This is a genomic window from Xylella taiwanensis (assembly GCF_013177435.1).
GTDB lineage: Bacteria > Pseudomonadota > Gammaproteobacteria > Xanthomonadales > Xanthomonadaceae > Xylella > Xylella taiwanensis.
On record NZ_CP053627.1, the window covers coordinates 1,513,881 to 1,533,734 of the forward strand.

Below are 19,854 nucleotides of genomic sequence, written 5' to 3' on the forward strand. Positions count from 1 at the left end.
TATGGATGCGGTCAGCACAGCCCAAATTCGGGAACGCCAACGTCTGAACGCAACACTGGTGCTATCGATCCTCATACACCTTGTGTTGATCTTGGGAGTAGGCTTTGTGGTTACCGACAAAGCCCCCCTGGTACCAACCCTGGACGTCATCTTCAGCCAGACCAGTACCCCACTGACACCCAAGCAAGCCGATTTTCTGGCCCAAGCCAACCAGCAAGGCGGCGGTGACCAAGATAAAGCACAGCGCCCGCGCGACAGCCAACCCGGTGTGGTACCTCAAGAGCAGGTTGGACTCGCTCCACAGATACAACGCGCAACACAGGCACGCACACCAGAACCAACGCAACCGCACGTGATTACCAGCCGTCATGGCGAGCGACCGCTTCCGGTACAGCAAACACGTCTGGAAGATCCACATCTGCAACCGAACCCAAGCGATGCAACACGTGAACAACGGAATGCAGAGATGGCACGCTTAGCTGCCGAAGTACACCTACGCTCAGAAGAGTATGCCAAGCGCCCTACCCGCAAATTTATCTCAGCCAGCACACGCGAATACGCTTATGCCAACTACCTGCGCGCATGGGTCGATCGTGCCGAGCGAATCGGCAACCTAAACTATCCGGATGAGGCACGCCGACGTCGGCTCAGCGGCAGTGTAGTCATTACGGTTGGGATACGCCGCGACGGCAGTGTAGATAGCAGTAGAGTACTGATCTCCAGCGGCTCACCACTGCTAGACGCTACCGCGTTGCGTGTCGTCCAACTCGCACAGCCATTCCCACCACTTCCCAAGACTCAAGACAATGTTGACATCCTGCATGTGACCCGCACGTGGCTGTTCCTGCCCGCCGGCAGCTTGCACGACACTCACTGACAGAACGCACTCGCACGCATACATTTCATAACGATGCCTGACCATGCCATCTTTTGAACCTTTACAACCTCAACATGTGCCCATGACATGTCTGTAAATAACATTCTTGATACAGCGCTTCATTCATTACAGACATTTCAGAGCCCCAAGCCCCATGTATCATTAATAAGTGACGACGTTGAACCAAGTGAAAAATCGAGTCTTACAGAGATTCCTTAAGAAGTTTTTATATCCAACATCGATACCACTCAAACAGATTCGATTCTTTTCAAGAAAGATTTATTTTTAATAGCCATTACTCATAAAAATAAAATGACATTGAATCAAATAGTTTAATTGGCACATAGGTCAAGACAACACTTTATTTAGAAAGCAGACTGATCGTGGATTTTATAATTTTATTGACAGACAAAACGATAACGATACTGGCTCCTGTATTTTTATTTTTTAGTGCTGCCATCTACATCTACTGGAAATCAGATTCTCTCTACCCTATCAATATGCGGTTACTACGCTTCTTTATCAGTAAAAATGATATTGAAGATCAAACTATCCGCAAACATGTATCGGATCAAGCCGCTTTAATTACTTTTCGTGTAGCTTTTGGCGTTAAAGCGCATACGTTAAGTGATGCGAAGAAAGTAGCAAACTTTGCGGAAAATAGAAATATATCATTGAATCTCATTGGAAAAGCAGATAAAGCATTTAACCTGCGCACGTGCAGCATCGACAAGAAAGAAGTACCAAAGAGAATTTCATGTCATTTGTTGACAACATTTTCACTAATTCCAATCGTATTCATTGTTTTTTTTGCAGCATTAGCCACAACATTAGCCATAAGCAATCATCTTATTGTCATAATCAAAGAAACTGGCACCTGGGTTTATTTATCTCATAATGAAGCTAAAACAGCAAATCCATTTCGAGAACAAGAAACTATAAATATAGAAAATTGCAGCGCAAAAAAGATCGTGGCTGAAAAAAAATTCAACAAAAGAGATCATAAAATTCTTTGCGAAATATGGAAAAATCCATCCATGAAAGATATCATTTCAGAAAATATCGACGAGCAAAATAAAGCCTCCCTTATAATCATAATAGCATTACTTTTTGTCTCCACACCCCTAATAAACACAACAAGAAATGGATGGGCCACAATCAAACTGCATGAATTGATAGGCAATGATAAATAAAACCCCCTCAAGAACAATGATTCCCCATCAAAAAATAGGCATTATGACGCACATGCCATAGCCTCATGAATATCGTCTATTCCGAAGAAATAAAACCAGCGCATGGACCATCGGTAATGGAATAAGTGCTGATAAGCATTTCGGTATCCTGCATCAGGTCATACCTCGATTAATCCCCAATGCCACGCTGACTATCCTACTTACCATTTACATTACTGCCCACTCAAGACTTAAATACACTTTTCCTTAAGTGCCGAATCAATAGCTTCACCTCCCTGTTCCACTGCCACTCATCCACGAAGGAATGAACACCTGCAGGATACCTCCCTATCACGGGGGCTCGAGAAAACAGCTCAATCTGGTCATCAGCAATCATTATTCTTAGAAGTGATACCACCCCAAACTATCTTTGAGTAAAACAGGCGTAGTGATATACCCAGCCCTAAAGCATGGGCAGTCAAAGCGTGCAATACAAAAATTCTATATGGTTTTCCAAAATGGCTGCGCGCAAATGTCCAACACCATGCTCAACACCGTTTGAATCGCACAAAGTTCATCTGATTAAAATCAACAAATGCCCTCGTAAACAGTGAATCACGGCAATTTCTAGAGCACCAAACAGACACAAGGTTTGATACACAAACATCGTTTATAAACCTAAGGTAAGGTATACACACGTGTGATCCCAGAGGAGAAAGCTGACATTGTCATCAGCTGGACAAATGCTCAATTGCCGCGACACAGCCCAGGTGCTCACCTAATCGTTGCAGCAACGCTAACCGGTTAGCACGCAATTTCAGATCTGCATCGTTAACCATCACTTTGTCGAAAAACTCATCAATATGTGGCCGCAACCGTGCCAGGCACGTAAGGACACTGACATAGTTCTTGCAATCCAATGCACTGCGGGTATCGCTGATCACACCTTCCAACGCCACAACCAGCACCCTCTCGGCCGGTTCAAGGAGGAACACCGAATCGACTGAATCTGGGATCTTGATCTCCGCCTTACGCAGGATGTTACGGATACGTTTGTTGGCAACTGCCAGCGCCTCGGCCTCTGGCAGTGCCGCAAATCTGCCAATCGCATCAATGCGGCGATGGAAATCGTATAAAGATACCGGCTTGCGTTCAGCAACTGCATTAAAGTGCGTGGCCGGGATGCCCCTGTCAGCATAGTAACCGCGCAAACGTTCCACGATGAAATCGTAAAGTTCCTCGATCCTGACAGATTTCTCGTCACTGGCCTGGGGCACCGAATGCGTAACAGCCGCTTCCTTTTCTGATCCATGTGCATGACGCTCCTGCTCGATTGTCGTCGCAAACGCGGCCCAGTCCGACGCTTGATCCAGCAGCACTTTTAAATCCAGATCGAATCGACTCTCAATCATCGTCCTTGCCAATCCCAGCGCATTGCGACGCAACGCAAACGGATCCTTGTTACCCGTCGGCTTCAATCCCACGGCAAAACCACAGGCCAACGTATCGAGACGTTCAGCAAGTGCGAGCACCTTGCCCAGCGGCGAACGCGCAATGTCATCACCCGCAAAGCGAGGCCGATAGGCATCCTCGATCGCCATTGCGACCTCAGGCAATTCACCACTCACCAAGGCATAGTGATGACCCGCGATCCCCTGTAATTCCGGGAACTCATTGACCATACGAGACTGCAAGTCATTTTTACTGAGCAATGCAGCACGTCTGGCAAGCATTGGATCCACCCCAACCTGTGGTGCAATCGCTTCAGCTAGTACCAGAACACGTGCAACCTTGTCAGCCAGGGTACCCAACTTAGCCTGATAAGTGACTGTCCTCAGTCCCTCCCCCATCGCCTTCAATCCCTGCTTGAGATCCTCATCGAAGAAAAACTTGGCATCGGAAAAACGTGGGCGGATCACACGCTCATAGCCCTTTGCAACCTCAGCCACATCATTGGACTTGATATTGGCAATCCCGATGAACTTCTCGGTCAATTTGCCCAAGCCATCAAGTACAGGAAAGAATCTCTGATTAACCTCCATTGTTTCGATCAACGCTTCCTGCGGCACTTCAAGAAACACTCGCTCGAAGCTACATAACACCGCCGACGGCCATTCCACCAAGTTCACCACCTGTTCCAGATTATCTGCAGTGATCCGCGCCACTCCACCAGCCTGACGCGCTGCGGCCTCAATCTCAGCAACAATGCGAGCACGGCGTGCAGCAGGATCCACCAACACATAAGCAGCCTGAAGAACATCAATATAATCCTGCGGATCACTCAGCCACACCGGCTTGCCGTGTAAGAAGCGATGACCACGACTGATACGGTCAGCCTTCACCCCCATGACCTCGGCCTCAACCACATCCTGCCCAAAAAGCACTACCAGCCAATGCACTGGACGTGCAAACAGATAATTATGGGCACCCCAGCGCATCGGCTTGGGAATCGGCATACTCACAATTGCTTCGGTCAATATCTCTGGCAACAACGTATGAGTACGCTCACCGGGCACCACAACACGATGTACGAAACGCTCACCCTTGGCATCGCGGATCCGCTCCAATGCTGTCCAATTCACACCACATTTGGCAGCAAAACCCTCCAGCGCCTTGGTCGGCTTACCTGCATCATCGAACGCCACGTTCAGGTAAGGACCAAACAATTCACGGTACTGCTCTGGCTGTTCCGCTGCTACAGCCGTTAGTAACACGGCAAGCCGGCGTGGAGTGGACAGTGACTTAGCGTCACCATGATCGATCACAATGCCTCGCTTCTCCAAGCCAGTCAGCACACCCTCGAAGAATGCTTGGGACAACCCCGGCAACGCATTGATTGGCAGTTCCTCGGTACCCAGTTCGATCAGCAGTGGTTTTAGTTCAGTCATGGCAATAGGACCTTGATCTTCATTTCTCCCGCCAATGGCAACAAGCGGCACACCACACTTATCAAAACGGAAAACGGATAAAGGAGGCAGCTAGCGCTTCAAGTTCGGAAAACCTAGTTTCTCACGCTGCACGTAATAAGCCTGCGCCACTCCTTGTGCCAACGCACGTATCCTAAGAATGTAGCGCTGGCGCTCAGTGACAGAAATCGCGCGACGCGCATCAAGCAAGTTGAAGTTGTGGCTCGCCTTGATCACCTGCTCATAGGCCGGCAGCGGCAAACCAGCCTCGAACAGCGCTTTAGCCTCGCGCTCGCAAGCCTCGAAAGTGTGGAACAACGCAGCCACATTCGCGTGCTCAAAATTGTAACCGCTCTGCTCCACCTCGTTTTGGTGATAGACATCGCCATAAGTCACTGGGGCACCATCCGGACCATAGGTCCACACCAGATCGTAAACGTTATCGCAGTTCTGCAAATACATGCAGAGCCGTTCCATCCCGTAAGTGATCTCACCCAGAACAGGTTTGCATTCCAGGCCGCCCGCTTGCTGAAAATACGTAAACTGCGTCACCTCCATGCCATTGAGCCAGATCTCCCAGCCAAGACCCCAAGCGCCCAATGTCGGGGACTCCCAGTTGTCCTCGACAAAGCGCAAGTCGTGCACCAACGGATCGATCCCCAACGCCTGCAACGAACCCAGGTATAACTCCTGGATGTTGTCAGGGTTGGGTTTCATGACGACCTGATACTGATAGTAACGCTGCAAGCGATTCGGATTCTTCCCGTAACGACCATCAGTCGGGCGGCGACTGGGCTGCACATAGGCAGCATTCCAAGGTTCCGGGCCCAAAGCACGCAAAAAGGTAGCTGGATGAAAGGTGCCCGCCCCTACTTCCAGATCCAGCGACTGAATCAACACGCAACCCTGCTCTGCCCAGTACTGATTGAGGATCTGGATCAAACCCTGGAAGGTTGTGCTGGTGGAAGTAGACAGTACACCCCGAGAATCGGACATGCAGCAAACGCCTTGTGGAAACAGGACATTAGTATACCGACCGAACTGCTGCGCTTTATTTCAGTGTCAGGACACTCATGAGCCATTCTGGCTCACGCAGAGGTCGTTGTTGTACGGCATGGGCCCTAAAATTTCAAACAGATCACGCTACATCATCAATCACCGTGAAGTCTGAACTTCACTGAAGCAGCCTGCACCAGACTCAACGGCATCGTATACCCAGCAGAACCATTTACTTTGACCTCATGGACAACGCGCCGTTCTGTCAAAACGTGTCATGGCATGGCGACATCACACACTAGCCGCACCATCCAACAAGACAGACAACACCTATCTCTAGCCACGGTAACCATTCGTAATCGGATAGCGTCGCTCGCGTCCAAACGCACGCCGGGACACCTTCGGCCCCGGCGCAGCTTGATGACGCTTCCACTCGTTAATCCGTACCAAGTTCAGCACATGGTCAACGATCTCGGCAGCATAACCAGCAGCGATGATGTCCTCACGCGACTGTTCTTGATCCACGTAGAGAGACAGGATGCCGTCGAGCACCTCATAGGGAGGCAGCGAATCTTGATCGGTCTGATGAGCCCGCAATTCCGCCGAAGGCGGCCGATGGATCACTGCCGGAGGGATCGACGGTACATCGCTGACCGTATTACGCCACTTAGCCAACTCAAACACCTCAGTCTTATAAAGATCTTTCAGCGGCGCATACCCGCCACACATATCACCGTAAATCGTCGCGTAACCAACCGCGTATTCGCTTTTATTGCCGGTCGTCAACAACAGCCCACCGAACTTGTTGGCCAACGCCATCAGAATCACACCGCGACTGCGCGATTGCAGGTTCTCCTCAGTAGCATCTGCAACCGTCCCAGCAAACAACGGCCCCAACGCAGCTAACACCCCCTCAAATACAGGTTCGATCGTCACCGTTTCCAGCCTCACTCCCAAGATATGACACTGCTCTGCAGCCAAATCATTGGATACCTCAGCCGTATAGCGCGACGGTAACCGCACTGCAGTCACATTGTCGGCACCGAGCGCATCGACAGCGATGGCAAGCACCAACGCTGAGTCGATACCACCCGACAACCCTATCCAAACTCTGGAAAAACCGTTTTTATGACAATAGTCCTGCACCCCACGCACCACCGCACGCCACGCTAGCGCATTGATGCTCACATCACCCTCTTCCATCCACTGCACCGGAACGAAACGGCGCTCAGACGGCATATAGTCCACCACGAGCCACTGATCGAGGAAAGCCGCCGCCGCAGGATGCACATGGCCATCACCATCAACAACCACCGAAGCACCATCAAAGACCAGCGCATCCTGACCTCCAACCACGTTGAGATATGCGATTGCTGCTCTTGTCTCGCGAGCACGCTCGGCTAACAGCGCATCGCGCTGCGCGTGCTTGCCGCGTTCGTATGGCGAAGCATTAGGTACCAACACCAACTCGGCACCGTCGCACACGCTGTCAGCCAGTGGCTCAGAGAACCATAGATCTTCACAGATCAGCAATCCAAGCGGCACACCCTTTACTTTGAACACACAGCAACCGCCACTCAGATCGACTTCAAAATAACGGCGCTCGTCAAACACCGCATAGTTGGGCAGCTCACGCTTCCGGTAGGTCTGTTCGATCTGGCCGCCACGCAGCACACTAGCCACGTTGTACACCACACTCCCCGCGCTTTGCGGCCACCCAACCACGGCAACAATGCCCTGCGTGGCCGCCGCGATGCGTTCAATCGCTACCTGACAATGCGCCAGGAAACCTGGACGTAACAGCAAGTCTTCCGGCGGATAACCACTGAGCGCCAACTCCGGGAACAACACCACATCGGCACTGTGCTCATCTCGCGCCTGTTCAAGCAATGCAATGATGCGATCAGCGTTTTGCGCCACAGCCCCCACAGGGAAATCAAACTGAGCCATGGCGATGCGGAGAGATGCGGACATATCATCAGTGACCTTGTGTTTGCTCCTCTTGCACGCATGATAAGGATAGTGCAACCCCAATGGGTGCGTAGAGCATGCGCAAGCATCCCTCAGAGCCACCCGAGACTCACCAACACCACATCATTTCAGCAGCACACGCTGCGTAGCATGATCTGTATCAATCGCGCGGTACTATCCACCCAAACGAGCTATGGCCAATCTACTCTATGTGTCTTCATTGCCACGGCACATCAAGATCACCTCTCAGGCACAAACCTGATACTTCTTGGCAAGCTATCGCGCAGGTCGTAACCGAGGGACCGACACAGCAACACCAACAACGTGCATAACGCCTTTCATCTTAGCAACGCCTTCCTTGGTCACATCTCCAATGTCCCCATCATCATTACTATGCGTGTGGCCATCAGGCCAGCCTCGGCACTGAATGCCGGTGTTGTTGAGATGGGGCGCGTTACTGCGGCCTCCGGTTTACCACAGGCCATGAGCACCAGACAGCCCAGAAACCAATGAGAAGCTCTTAAAAAGACGCCGAGAACAACACGTGTTCATTGTGGGGATGTGTCCTGGGAAGTGGCATGCACACCGGCAACAATCGCTTGGCCGGTGAGGCGCTGGAGTTCGATAAGAGCACGCTGCGCTTGTATGGCTGTTTGCAACTGACAGTGCAACGCCACCATCCGCAGACGCTGCAACTGCGCCCATTCCAGGTAACTGATGGCCCCAGCACGCCAAGCGTGATCAGCCGCCTGTTCCGCACGTGCCAAGCGCGGGAGCACAGCGTCGCGCATCCGCGTCACTTCTAAGCATGCTGTGGTGTAGTCACCATAGGCTGCAACCAAAGTGGAATACAAACGAACCTGTAACGTCTCACGCTCGATTGCATTCAGCGTCAATGCCCCCTCAGTCGCATCAAGACCCGGCACCGCACCGCCTGCTGCCCCAAGCGGCAGGCTCAGCCCCAACATCACCACCATTGCGGAGATAACGTATCCCCACTTGCCATTGCACATCAGCACCGGCTTGGCTGCGCGCCAAGCGTAACTCCGCCTCACGTACCCGAGCCTCACCCGTCAACTGGGCCAACTCTGGAGTGCGCATCAAGTGGTGTTCCAACTGAGCCAGATCCTGTAACGCCGGCAACACCAGCGGATCACCACTCACTGCTGCGAAATCAGGACGGCGGCTCTTCCAGAGTGCCGCCAGATAACGGCATGCCGCATTCAATGTCAGCCCGCCATTGGAGGACACAGCAGAGGTACCAGAGGCGCACACGCACGCGCCAACGGAATACTGTCAGGACTGTCAGTCCCTTGGAGTAGCAACGGCGCCAGAACAACTCCCGGCAACACCACGCTCAAGTGACTACAGCCGTGCATACCATGCATGCTCATCCCGGCATCGTCAGTCGATATATAGAGTCGGAGCGTCATGCAAATGCACCGCATGGTCTCGGACCGCTTCATGCCAATCATCGATCCCTGTCAGTACCGGATTGACCTGCATCATCAACCACACCAACGCCAACACCGGAAGGCGTAACAAACGACACAGCGCCATCGAGAAGAGCACCTATGGCGCCGCATCGTAAAAAAACGTGTGCACGTTAAACCATTGCATTAACCAAACAGCGCACGGCATTCACCGTCACACTGCCGTTTTACTTGCACGCAGCAATGATTGCGTCAGAATGCTGCACCACTGACGCATACACACCACGAAAATCAGGATTTACATGGCGCATCCCTGTCTCTCTTGCGGTGCCTGCTGCGCCTATTTCCGCGTCAGCTTTCATTGGAGCGAGGCCGATCCGGCACTGGGCGGCACCGTCCCGATTGAACTCACTGAGCCACTGCGTAGCCACGAACGGGTCATGCGCGGCACCTCGCAGTCACATCCACGCTGCATCGCACTGGACGCCGAGATCGGCCGTCACAGCCGCTGTACGATCCACGCCCGGCGTCCATCCGTGTGCGCAGCCGTCCCCGCCTCGCTGGAATTCGGCGCACGCAGCCAGCAATGCGACACAGCGCGGCGCGCGCACGGACTGCACATCCTGACCGAAGCCGACTGGGCCGGCGTCACCAACACCGAACGCAACCCACTGCCACATGACTAAACCAGATCGTTTAATGCCCACATCAACACCGCAACACCGCCTCGCGCAGCCACGCCAGCAACACCTGCACGATGAGCCAATAAACCTCCTCTCGGGTGCTGCTTTTCAAAAGCAATAGCAACCAACATCAACGCCCGCATGCAGCGATGTCTTTCGATCCGAAAACGCCCACAAACGACAGCAAATCCCGCAAGTCCTTTAGCGAAACGCTCTGCCTACGCCCACCTCTTGAGGTAGGCGCATCATGTACTCACCACACGCTTCTTGAGGAAGATACAGTGCCGCCTTGCCCTGGGATCCCCACCTGATCACCGCCTCCCAGCAACTTGCAAGCACCTTGAGATCAATGCCAACAACAATTTCCTGAAAACAGCTATGAAAGCGATAGCTGGCATGACACAAGACAACCAGGACCGTCACCGGGATAGCCACTGTACCCACATCGCACCTGAAATGAGCACGCTGTTGACCGGGGGTTTCCCAGCGTGCGTTTTCGAGTCACTGCATGTTCATGCATCAACTTGATTGAACGTACAACGCCAGAGTGAACAACGGGATCACATGCAATATCACGTGGGTTGACACTCAAGCCATGCAGCAGCATGGCCCACAAACGCATAGCCCCCGCAACGCATGTATTCCTACGGATGCGCGTCGAGAAACGCGCGAATCGCCGGCACCAGAAGAGTGCGTTTATCTTCCAATACGTAGTGGCCAGCATCCTCGAAAGCATGGAGCTGCGCGCGCGGCAAAGCAGCACGGAATCTGTCCAGACAATGATGGTCGAACACAATATCCTGCAAGCCCCACCCGATGAACGCCGGGCGGTCAGCGAAGCCAGGTAGCGCCTTGGCGGCCGCCTCCAGCAACGGCCAAGCACGATCACCTGGGCCAAGCGGGATATCCTGCATAAAACGGATGATCGAGCGCCGCTGCGCCCAATTGTCATAGGGCGCTACATAGGCGCGACGCACCGCGCGCGGCAATGGCGTTTCCACCCCCATCCACGCCGCACCCACTGCAAAGGCGTTAAAACCACGGATGAGCCATTCGCCGATCCTCCAATCACGCCCCAATGCAATCTGCCACGGCAGCGTCTTGGCCGCGGGCATCGGGAACACCGCCGTGTTCATGATCACCAGCCGCCGTACTTGCACAGCGTGCGCGTGCGCCAGCGCCCAACCAAATCCGATCATGCCGCCCCAATCGTGCACGGCGAGCGTCACCGGCGTGACATTTCCAATGCCCACATGGCACAGCAATGCATCCAAGTCATCCACGCGCGATTGCAGTGTGTAATCGTAACGGGGCACCGCGCCGGGGGTGTCCTCCGGCTTATCCGACAAGCCCATACCGATGTGATCTGGAACGATACAGCGATAGCCATCCCGCAACGCCGTCACCAAGTGGCGCCAGTAGTAGCTCCAGGATGGATTGCCATGCAGCATGACGACCACCGCTGCATCGCGTGGACCTTCGTCGAGATAACGCAGCGTGATCCCCGGACGGACCTCGAAGCACTTCGGGATAAAGGGATAATCGGGATATCTCATACGTGACCCAACCGATCCAATGTAAATAGGCCGTCTGTCTCCAGACGATGCTCCAAGACCCGCAAGTGATGGAACACCCGCTCGCCGCGCCGCAGGCCCTCGATGAATACTCGACCATAGTCGGGGTGAGTCTCCGCCGCTTTCCCGATTTCCTTCGGCTCCCCCCACAGGTGAGCGCCCTTCACTTCCAACAAGGCGATACAGCCATGTGAATCACGCTGCATCATCGCCACAACACAATCGGGATAAAAGCCTTCCCCGTCGTCCCAACGATACAGCGCCACCGATTCGGGCTTGCGCACCGGATTGCGATGCCACCAATGCACCAACGGGCTGGCATCAAGTTGCCGCGCTACCGCGATTTCATCTTGATTGAGGCCCGGCGGAAATATGCCATACAGCCCGCGCTGCGCCCTCTCCAGAGGCACATCACTGTGCAACTCAGACAGGAGCGGCACCTCGACATCAGCCACCTGAGCATGGCGAAACCGCCGGTAGGCTAACCGCAGCAATTCAGGATGGCGGACCAACACCAACTCCAGCTGCTGCAACAACTGCTCATCATCCTCAGGAAGTGCATAACCGGCATGCTCAATGACCTGACGGAACTTCTCCAGCAAACGCACCTGCAACTCCCGGTCATTCGCCTCGGACAGACAGAGGCGCACCTGCTCGGCCTCTTCTGCCACCGCCGCCGGAGCCAGCGTCGCCCAAAGATCAGTACGGCATTCATCCGCAGCACGCTGAGGGCCGGAGAGCAGCGCTGACTCAACACGCATCACGCGTTCCCGGATGCGCAAACGGCTTGCCAGCACGGTGTCGTTAAAATCCACGAAATCCATCAACCGGGCTTCAAAATCAGCCGGCGGATTAGGCAAGCATTCGCTACGCAGCATGACAGGGGCATCAAAGACTCCCCTCATTTTTCAACATGAGGGCTGCTTGGCCCATCCTGGCATCACCACACCACTTCTGACATTGAGCAACTCAGCCCTGAACCAATGCCGAGCAAAGCAATGCGATCACCTTTCTTGAGACGGCCCAGTTCCTTGAGCTTGCTCAGCACAATCGGCACGGAAGCCGGACCAATGTTGCCGTACTCGCGGAAAATGGTCATGACCTTGGCCGGATCGATGCCGAATGACTTGATAAACGCCTCCGTGTGTGGGCGGCTGACCTGGTGGATCACAAACTGGTCCAGTTCCTCCACCGCCCAACCTAGTACTTGCTTCGCCACAACAAAGGTTTTCTCTGCCAGCTTGATGCCCTCGATCAGCATCAAGCGGGTGTCAGTGACCATGCGATCCAGATTGCCGCGACATAACGTGTTCCATTCGGTGGCCGAGCGGGTGACCCCCCCTTTGTATCGAGGTGCATCAGGGATCAGATCGGTACGCGCCAATACCATCGCCACAGCACCGCAACCGAGGGTTAACGCCGCCATCTCCTCGCGGAACTCATGCTCGGTCACACCAGGGGCACTCATCCGCTCAAGGGTCTTTTCGTAAACGCGGTTAGCGGTTTCGCCATTGACCACCAAGGCATAATCGATGTCCCCACGCTCCAGCATATGCCCTGCAATATCCATACCGTTGAGGAAGGCCAAGCAAGCATTGGCCACATCGAAGGTCATGCATTGCTCGCCAACACCAAGATTGCCACACACCATCGAAGCAGTGGACGGCTCCAGATAATCGCGACTCACCGAAGTGTTGACGACAAGGCCGATACGGCCCACCTCCACTCCGGCATCCTCCAGTGCTTTACGCGCTGCCATCGTTGCCACATCGGAAGTCTGCACGTCGGTATCCCACAGGCGGCGCGCGTCGATGCCGGCAATATCACCGAGCACATCGCTCTTAATCCCGAGCCGCTCTAACATCGGTTGCAACCGCGCGTTAATTTCCTGCGAAGTGAGTGTATATGGGGCGTCAATATGCGCCAGTCCCGCAATGGAGACATTCTTGAAAAACATAAATAAATAGCGCCAGAATCGGGCGAGAGGCGGTTATTCTAGCGATTGAATGCTTTTACCGCATCTTTAGCATTCCAGACTGGTGCCACTGCGCCGCGTTGTGGCGTCAGCGACCACCGCAATAGAACGCCACAAATCGCTGGTTGCCGTCGACGGGCGGACCCAGTGCCTGGACTGTATTGGCGTTGATTGAGGGTGCTTCATTACGTGCCAGGGTTTCTAATTCATCCTGGACGCGCAACGGATTCCGAGTATAAAACCCGACCTTATTCTTAACCGACACCATAATCTCACCCTGGGATTGGCAGTCATTCGGCACAGTCCCCCGGGGCAACACGCGCACTGTTTTTCCAACCGATTCAATCGGCACCCACGTGCAAGCAGAAATAACAGTAGCGACAAGCAAAGCAAGGATCAAAACACGCATAAGACTGTTCTACAATAAATGCAGCAATGCATCGAAGTATTCGATTGTGCCCCAATCGTGGAACTTGGCAATGGTGGTAGCGACTGGAGCCATCGCTCCAACCCGATTCATGAAGTGCAACAAAAGTCTTGCAACCACAACCGTACCCCAGGTCTATCCGTCTGGGGTGCTGACTAAGCAGCCTCGTTACCATCATCAATGCCTGGCGCATCTCGCTGCAACGATCCGAACTTGGTAAAACACGGTGTACCTCAAAGCTGGGGCTACACTGCCCTCATGCACATCTCTAGCTACGATGTCTTGCTGTACCAACCCGAAATCCCACCCAACACCGGCAATGTGATCCGCCTGTGCGCCAATACTGGTGCGCGTCTGCATTTGATCGAACCACTGGGTTTCGATCTCGACGATCGGCAACTCAAGCGCGCTGGATTGGACTATCACGAATACGCGCGGATGCAGGTACACCCCACCCTCACCAGTGCGCTCGCCGCAATCGCACCACGACGCCTGTTCGCACTCAGTACACGTGGCCAGGTGCGCTACGACACCCCAACGTTCAGCGCGGGAGACGCATTTCTTTTCGGCCCAGAAACCCGGGGCCTGCCCGACGTTGTGTTGGACGCCATCCCCGCATCGCAGCGCCTGTATTTACCGATGCAACCGCAGAACCGCAGCTTGAACCTCTCCAATGCCGTCGCCGTGATGGTGTTCGAGGCATGGCGGCAACAGGGCTTTGTAGGAGTCACCTGCCCCCCTTCCCTTGCGGATCGCTAACGCCCTTCAGTCACTAACGTTTATTCCTCAGAACGCTCCCTGCGGCGGCAAGCTCAACAACCTGCCTATTGGTATGGATACAGGCACACATCCTCCGGATGTCCTCCTGAAACATCACTGCTGACTCATGTCCAGCCACCTGCATCACTATCGATGTCTCTCTATGGGAAACATCATTCACTTGGAGAATGTTAAGCGTGAGTCACGACCAAGGATAAAACACACTCGACATTGATCCCGTTCCGCAACGGGACATCGCACCCATCGAGCCACCAGGGCAGACATTGTGCTGCACTGCGTATAGCAGCAATCCGAGCGCGCAACCTGGCAAGCAACGGAGCAACACTACCGTCCAGCCGGCGCGCAGTTTCTTGGTGCAACCCTTGTAGAGATGCATGCGGCACTTTGGTCGGCGCGGCAGTAAGCATGCATGTCAGCCACTCAAACACGCCTACTTCGACCCGTGCAGACACGTGAGCACATCGAGATCACGCGGCACCAGGGGAGATACGATAAGAATGCAGAACAATCTTGAACGGTCAATTGCAGCGCCATCCTTGCGAAACATCGAGCGTGATGCACCATGTGCATTTTTGACTTCGACAAGGAGCAGTAACCGTGCTGCGCGAGATCGCACCGTGACGCTTGGTGTCTGGCCTCTCGGCGAGTGCCTTGGGTGCGAGCTCAACTGCATGGCTTCCTGAAAAACGATCGCTTGACATTGTTTCACTGGCTCCCACCGCAGCAGACACACACTCGAAAGCTACGCTCACCCTCTGGGCCACCCTGTGCTGGATACGATGTGCAAGTGAATGCACCTGAGCACACTCCTAATTCGCCACTCAGCGTCAACGTGTCCGCCGCATGGGTCCCGTGCTGGTCTTGCTGCGTGTGCTGCCCTTCTTGCCAGCATGTGCGCCATCACTCATCGGGCACATGCAATACCTACGCTTTAGAATCACTGCGTTAAGCTGATCCAGCCCACCAGGAACAACGCGACAGGTGAGCAACGCTAGGAAGCGCCATCCAAACGTCAGACGTTGCACATCACTGCAACGCATCCGCACACCGTAGCACCTGCAGCATCCATCCCGAGCAGCACAGGCAAGGGATGAACAGGCATCCAGGCCCACCCGCCGCCTGGATCGCCAGGCACCGCCCCCCAGATCCCACACTGACACTGGAAGGACCTACAATGCCGCTTCACTCCGCGTCGACAGTGTGCCCCCATGACATCCGATTTTCTGCCCGTACGCCGGGCACTGTTGTCTGTTTCTAACAAAACAGGCGTGATCGAATTGGCGCGCGCGTTGGTGGCATGCAACGTTGAATTACTGTCCACCGGTGGCACGGCCAACATGATCCGCGAGGCTGGTCTGCCGGTGCAGGACGTAGCCGATGTGACTGGCTTCCCGGAAATGATGGATGGCCGCGTGAAAACGCTGCACCCCGTGGTCCACGGCGGCCTGCTCGGACGCACCGGTATCGACGATGCGGTGATGGCCGCACACGGCATCGCAGCGATCGATCTGCTGGTATTGAATCTGTACCCGTTCGAACAGATCACCGCCAAAAAAGATTGCACGCTGGCCGAGGCGGTAGACACCATCGATATCGGTGGCCCGGCGATGCTGCGCTCAGCGGCAAAGAATTTCGCGCGCGTGGCCGTGGCAACGTCACCGGATCAGTATCCCGAGCTGCTTGCTGAACTCAACGCACACCACGGCCAGCTTTCAGCCAACACCCGTTTTGCATTGGCCGTGACGGCGTTCAACCACGTTGCCCGGTACGATGCGGCCATCAGCAACTATCTTTCGAGCGTCTCCGACACGGAGATGGCGGTGCCGCTGCGGGATGAATTCCCGGCCCAGTTGAACCATACCTTCGTGAAAGTGACGGAGCTGCGTTACGGTGAAAACCCGCATCAACGGGGCGCGTTCTACCGCGATGTGCATTTGCAGCCCGGGACGCTGGCGACCTTCCAGCCACTCCAGGGCAAGACACTCAGCTACAACAACCTCGTCGACGCCGACGCCGCCTGGGAATGCATCCGTGAACTCGAAGCGCCAGCCTGCGTCATCGTCAAACATGCCAACCCCTGTGGCGTCGCGATCGGGATGACCTGCGGTGAGGCTTACGCAGCAGCGTATGCCACGGATCCAACCAGTGCGTTTGGCGGCATTATTGCTTTTAACCGCATGCTGGATGCGGTCACCATGCAAAGCATATTGGATCGTCAATTCGTCGAGGTGTTAATTGCACCGGATTACGCTGAGGATGCCCTTTCCTATGCAACCAAGAAGGCCAATGTGCGCGTGTTGCGTATCCCAGAAGGTCGCGGGATGAATCAGTACGATTTTAAGCGTATCGGCTCCGGACTGCTGGTCCAAAGCGCCGATACCATGCACATCCATTCCGATGTGCTCAGGACGGTAACCAAGCTTGCTCCCACCGATGCACAACAACGCGATCTGCTGTTTGCCTGGCACGTGGCCAAGTACGTCAAGTCCAACGCCATTGTTTACGCCAAGGACAATCGCACCATTGGCATCGGCGCCGGACAAATGAGTCGCGTGTATTCAGCGCGCATCGCTGGCATCAAGGCGGTCGACGCCCATCTGGCTGTCGCAGGCTCGGTGATGGCGAGCGATGCGTTCTTCCCATTCCGCGACGGCATTGATGCCGCCGCCGCCGCTGGCATCAATGCCGTGATTCAACCAGGCGGTTCGATGCGTGATAACGAGGTGATCGCGGCAGCCAACGAACATGGGATTGCGATGGTCTTCACCGGGGTGCGCCATTTCCGGCACTGAACGGAAATGCGTTATGGCTTGGATGGCTGCACATGGCACAGCCGCTTCAAAGGATGCGATGCAAATTAGGGAAACCAAGCAATGGTAGGTACCCCGCACATCAGCACGTTGAAGATTCGGAACGTCCATCCCATTGATTGCCAGTGTTGAAGAACATAACGCCACGCGCCCTCTGACTGACATCGTATGGTCACAGGACATCTCCTGTCTGTAACACGTTCACTTGCACAATAAATATTCCGATGTGGGCCGCTACCCACGATTCCTGCCTGGATTCAGGTGCGCCTATCACGTGTCGGCATGTGAATCAGCCAGGCTGGAAGACGACTTCCATAGGATCAAGATGCCCTGGGCAAACCACGACAATGCCAGGGGGAGCACCAGCAGACATAAGAATTAAAAACATGTACCAGCCATGCTGTGCTCATCATCAAGATCAACAACCAATGAATCGAGGATGCACGCATGCGCATGATTGGCCGGGAATCCATTGAGCAACACAATAACGTTCCCGAGGTGCTTGAAAAAGCGCGCCAGCGGCGTCACGGCAGAAACAGCACATTACTGCGTTGCAGTGTGAAAGTGTTGATACGATAGCGGGCATTGGCACCCCTTCGGAATGGCATCTCTGTAGAGGCATCAACGGAGGCGGATCGCACACACATCTTCTTGAACTTCGATGCAATCGAAAAAATCAAAGGTCTTTGAACAGGTCATGAAACAGCACCGCCGTTTCAATGAGGGCTGGCATCGCAAGCATCATAGGTAACATCCCCCATCAGTCAGCCACAGACCGCGACGCTTCCTTGCACTTTTTTAAATGACACCTCACAACGGCATTGATCTGAACGTCATGCTGAAATGCGCTTCCCTCTCCATTCATCCATGTAATGTCCTATGAAACTCCTTGTCATCGGTTCTGGCGGCCGTGAACATGCGCTGGCTTGGAAACTCGCCCAATCTCCGCGTGTCTCCGAAATCATCGTGGCTCCCGGCAACGCCGGCACCGCAACAGAGACTAAATGCCGTAATGCGCCTGTGCAGGTCACCGACCTGGACGGACTGCTGGCGTTGGCGCAGCGCGAAGCGGTGCATCTGACCGTGGTAGGCCCTGAAGTGCCGCTGGTCGCTGGCATTGTCGACTGCTTCCGCGCAGCTGGGATGCGTATTTTCGGGCCGACAGCCGCCGCCGCACGATTAGAAGGCAGTAAAGCCTATGCAAAAGACTTTCTGGCCCGCCACCGTATCCCCACCGCGCGCTACGCGGTGCATACCAATGTCGATGCTGCAATCACTTACGTACGCGAACAGGGCGCTCCGATTGTCATAAAAGCCGATGGTTTGGCGGCAGGCAAAGGAGTGATTGTGGCGATGACAGTGACCGAGGCCGAGGTGGCAATACGCGACATACTGTCCGGAAACGTGTTCGGTCATGCGGGCGCACGCGTGGTCATCGAGGACTATCTCAATGGAGAGGAAGCCAGTTTCATTTCGATGGTCGACGGTACACACGCGCTACCGATGGCCACGTCGCAAGATCACAAGCGCGTCGGTGACGGCGACATGGGCCCCAATACGGGGGGCATGGGCGCTTACTCACCCGCGCCGGTCATCACGGACGAGATCCATGCGCGGGTGATGCGCGAGATCGTCAACCCGACCGTGGCGGGCATGATCGCTGACGGTACGCCCTTCATGGGCTTTCTCTACGCTGGCCTGATGATTGATGCCAGTGGTGCGCCCAAAGTCATCGAGTTCAACGTGCGCTTCGGGGACCCGGAAACTCAACCGGTGATGGTGCGTTTGCAATCCGATCTGCTGGAACTGATCGAAGCCGCACTCGATGGTCGTCTTGATGAGGTGCCAGCACAGTGGGATCCGCGCCCATCACTGGGTGTGGTGATGGCAGCGCGCCCTTATCCCGAGGCACCCATCACCGGCGATATCATCTCCGGTCTGGAAGCACTCCCAGCCAACGTGAAGGTGTTTCATGCAGGGACTGCACTCGACGCAGCAGGCCGCATCGTCACGGCAGGCGGGCGCGTGCTGTGCGTCACCGCGCTCGGGAGCAACGTTTCCGAAGCACAGCGTAACGCCTACGCCGGTGTGGCATCGCTGCACTGGGCCAACGCCTTCCAGCGCAACGACATTGGCTGGCGCGCTATCATGCGCGAGCACGCTGCGTGACTCGCGGCCAGCATCGGCAGGCGCTCTATGGAGGCTGTTTGATCAGCTTGCCCATGAACGCGCAGTGCCTACCGGCACTGT

Annotated in this window: 18 protein-coding genes; 6 read left to right on the forward strand and 12 right to left on the reverse strand. The window is 54.7% G+C overall.

Annotated elements, in window-relative coordinates:
- The first annotated feature begins 1 nt into the window (after nt 1).
- The gene (locus tag PLS229_RS06615) at nt 2-877 is read left to right on the forward strand and encodes an energy transducer TonB family protein (protein ID WP_038271586.1); all 876 of its coding nucleotides are present in this window, start codon (nt 2-4) and stop codon (nt 875-877) included.
- 383 nt (nt 878-1,260) lie between these two features.
- Nucleotides 1,261-2,070, forward strand: coding sequence for a DUF6216 family protein (locus PLS229_RS06620; protein WP_038271584.1), 810 nt, complete (start codon nt 1,261-1,263; stop codon nt 2,068-2,070).
- Nucleotides 2,071-2,780: 710 nt separating this feature from the next.
- Here the strand turns inward: PLS229_RS06620 and glyS are convergent.
- From glyS to PLS229_RS06650, 6 genes are all read right to left on the reverse strand, one after another.
- On the reverse strand, nt 2,781-4,937 hold the full coding sequence (glyS, locus tag PLS229_RS06625) for a glycine--tRNA ligase subunit beta (RefSeq protein WP_038271582.1): 2,157 nt from the start codon (nt 4,935-4,937) through the stop codon (nt 2,781-2,783).
- 90 nt (nt 4,938-5,027) lie between these two features.
- Nucleotides 5,028-5,951, reverse strand: coding sequence for a glycine--tRNA ligase subunit alpha (gene glyQ, locus PLS229_RS06630; protein ID WP_038271580.1), 924 nt, complete (start codon nt 5,949-5,951; stop codon nt 5,028-5,030).
- A gap of 336 nt (nt 5,952-6,287) precedes the next feature.
- A complete protein-coding gene (locus tag PLS229_RS06635; protein ID WP_038271579.1) occupies nt 6,288-7,925 on the reverse strand; it encodes an NAD+ synthase in 1,638 nt (545 codons plus the stop codon).
- Between the two features lie 545 nt (nt 7,926-8,470).
- A complete protein-coding gene (locus PLS229_RS06640; protein ID WP_152536638.1) occupies nt 8,471-8,890 on the reverse strand; it encodes a TolC family protein in 420 nt (139 codons plus the stop codon).
- Nucleotides 8,835-9,173, reverse strand: coding sequence for a hypothetical protein (locus tag PLS229_RS06645; RefSeq protein WP_152536637.1), 339 nt, complete (start codon nt 9,171-9,173; stop codon nt 8,835-8,837). The genes PLS229_RS06640 and PLS229_RS06645 overlap by 56 nt, the downstream gene beginning before the upstream one ends.
- Nucleotides 9,174-9,326: 153 nt before the next feature.
- Nucleotides 9,327-9,482: a hypothetical protein gene (locus tag PLS229_RS06650; protein WP_160165192.1), complete on the reverse strand. Its 156-nt coding sequence runs from the start codon at nt 9,480-9,482 to the stop codon at nt 9,327-9,329.
- Nucleotides 9,483-9,657: 175 nt separating this feature from the next.
- On the opposite strand from PLS229_RS06650, the gene PLS229_RS06655 reads away from it, so the two are divergent.
- Nucleotides 9,658-10,041 carry a YkgJ family cysteine cluster protein gene (locus PLS229_RS06655; protein ID WP_038271578.1) on the forward strand — a complete coding sequence of 128 codons (384 nt, stop codon included), beginning with the start codon at nt 9,658-9,660 and terminating at the stop codon, nt 10,039-10,041.
- Between the two features lie 198 nt (nt 10,042-10,239).
- Here PLS229_RS06655 and PLS229_RS06660 read toward each other — a convergent pair whose 3' ends face one another.
- From PLS229_RS06660 to PLS229_RS06680, 5 genes are all read right to left on the reverse strand, one after another.
- Nucleotides 10,240-10,461: a hypothetical protein gene (locus PLS229_RS06660; protein ID WP_152536635.1), complete on the reverse strand. Its 222-nt coding sequence runs from the start codon at nt 10,459-10,461 to the stop codon at nt 10,240-10,242.
- A gap of 221 nt (nt 10,462-10,682) precedes the next feature.
- Nucleotides 10,683-11,594 (reverse strand): alpha/beta fold hydrolase, encoded by a 912-nt coding sequence (locus tag PLS229_RS06665; RefSeq protein WP_038271576.1) that lies wholly within the window; start codon nt 11,592-11,594, stop codon nt 10,683-10,685.
- Nucleotides 11,591-12,517 carry a hypothetical protein gene (locus tag PLS229_RS06670; protein ID WP_230428214.1) on the reverse strand — a complete coding sequence of 309 codons (927 nt, stop codon included), beginning with the start codon at nt 12,515-12,517 and terminating at the stop codon, nt 11,591-11,593. The genes PLS229_RS06665 and PLS229_RS06670 overlap by 4 nt, the downstream gene beginning before the upstream one ends.
- A 35-nt stretch (nt 12,518-12,552) precedes the next feature.
- Nucleotides 12,553-13,569, reverse strand: a complete 1,017-nt coding sequence (locus PLS229_RS06675; protein ID WP_038271575.1) for a 3-oxoacyl-ACP synthase III — start codon at nt 13,567-13,569, stop codon at nt 12,553-12,555.
- Nucleotides 13,570-13,675: 106 nt separating this feature from the next.
- Complete coding sequence (locus PLS229_RS06680) at nt 13,676-13,996, reverse strand: DUF4156 domain-containing protein (protein ID WP_038271574.1); 321 nt, start codon at nt 13,994-13,996, stop codon at nt 13,676-13,678.
- A gap of 276 nt (nt 13,997-14,272) precedes the next feature.
- On the opposite strand from PLS229_RS06680, the gene PLS229_RS06685 reads away from it, so the two are divergent.
- Nucleotides 14,273-14,773, forward strand: a complete 501-nt coding sequence (locus tag PLS229_RS06685) for a tRNA (cytidine(34)-2'-O)-methyltransferase (protein ID WP_038271638.1) — start codon at nt 14,273-14,275, stop codon at nt 14,771-14,773.
- 191 nt (nt 14,774-14,964) lie between these two features.
- On the opposite strand, the gene PLS229_RS06690 is transcribed toward PLS229_RS06685, so the two are convergent.
- Nucleotides 14,965-15,246, reverse strand: coding sequence for a hypothetical protein (locus PLS229_RS06690; RefSeq protein WP_152536634.1), 282 nt, complete (start codon nt 15,244-15,246; stop codon nt 14,965-14,967).
- A gap of 756 nt (nt 15,247-16,002) precedes the next feature.
- Here PLS229_RS06690 and purH point away from each other — a divergent pair.
- Nucleotides 16,003-17,586, forward strand: coding sequence for a bifunctional phosphoribosylaminoimidazolecarboxamide formyltransferase/IMP cyclohydrolase (gene purH, locus PLS229_RS06695; protein WP_038271569.1), 1,584 nt, complete (start codon nt 16,003-16,005; stop codon nt 17,584-17,586).
- 897 nt (nt 17,587-18,483) lie between these two features.
- Entirely contained in the window at nt 18,484-19,773 is a 1,290-nt protein-coding gene (gene purD / locus PLS229_RS06700) for a phosphoribosylamine--glycine ligase (RefSeq protein ID WP_038271566.1), read from the forward strand.
- Nucleotides 19,774-19,854 lie beyond the last annotated feature (81 nt).

Bases quoted from the DNA above. Each gene is read 5' to 3' on its own strand.
- PLS229_RS06615 (WP_038271586.1), top strand. From the start codon at position 2: ATGGATGCGGTCAGCACAGCCCAAATTCGGGAACGCCAACGTCTGAAC.
- glyS (WP_038271582.1), bottom strand. From the start codon at position 4,937: ATGACTGAACTAAAACCACTGCTGATCGAACTGGGTACCGAGGAACTG.
- glyQ (WP_038271580.1), bottom strand. From the start codon at position 5,951: ATGTCCGATTCTCGGGGTGTACTGTCTACTTCCACCAGCACAACCTTC.
- PLS229_RS06635 (WP_038271579.1), bottom strand. From the start codon at position 7,925: ATGTCCGCATCTCTCCGCATCGCCATGGCTCAGTTTGATTTCCCTGTG.
- PLS229_RS06640 (WP_152536638.1), bottom strand. From the start codon at position 8,890: ATGTTGGGGCTGAGCCTGCCGCTTGGGGCAGCAGGCGGTGCGGTGCCG.
- PLS229_RS06650 (WP_160165192.1), bottom strand. From the start codon at position 9,482: ATGGCGCTGTGTCGTTTGTTACGCCTTCCGGTGTTGGCGTTGGTGTGG.
- PLS229_RS06655 (WP_038271578.1), top strand. From the start codon at position 9,658: ATGGCGCATCCCTGTCTCTCTTGCGGTGCCTGCTGCGCCTATTTCCGC.
- PLS229_RS06665 (WP_038271576.1), bottom strand. From the start codon at position 11,594: ATGAGATATCCCGATTATCCCTTTATCCCGAAGTGCTTCGAGGTCCGT.
- PLS229_RS06670 (WP_230428214.1), bottom strand. From the start codon at position 12,517: ATGAGGGGAGTCTTTGATGCCCCTGTCATGCTGCGTAGCGAATGCTTG.
- PLS229_RS06675 (WP_038271575.1), bottom strand. From the start codon at position 13,569: ATGTTTTTCAAGAATGTCTCCATTGCGGGACTGGCGCATATTGACGCC.
- PLS229_RS06680 (WP_038271574.1), bottom strand. From the start codon at position 13,996: ATGCGTGTTTTGATCCTTGCTTTGCTTGTCGCTACTGTTATTTCTGCT.
- PLS229_RS06685 (WP_038271638.1), top strand. From the start codon at position 14,273: ATGCACATCTCTAGCTACGATGTCTTGCTGTACCAACCCGAAATCCCA.
- purH (WP_038271569.1), top strand. From the start codon at position 16,003: ATGACATCCGATTTTCTGCCCGTACGCCGGGCACTGTTGTCTGTTTCT.
- purD (WP_038271566.1), top strand. From the start codon at position 18,484: ATGAAACTCCTTGTCATCGGTTCTGGCGGCCGTGAACATGCGCTGGCT.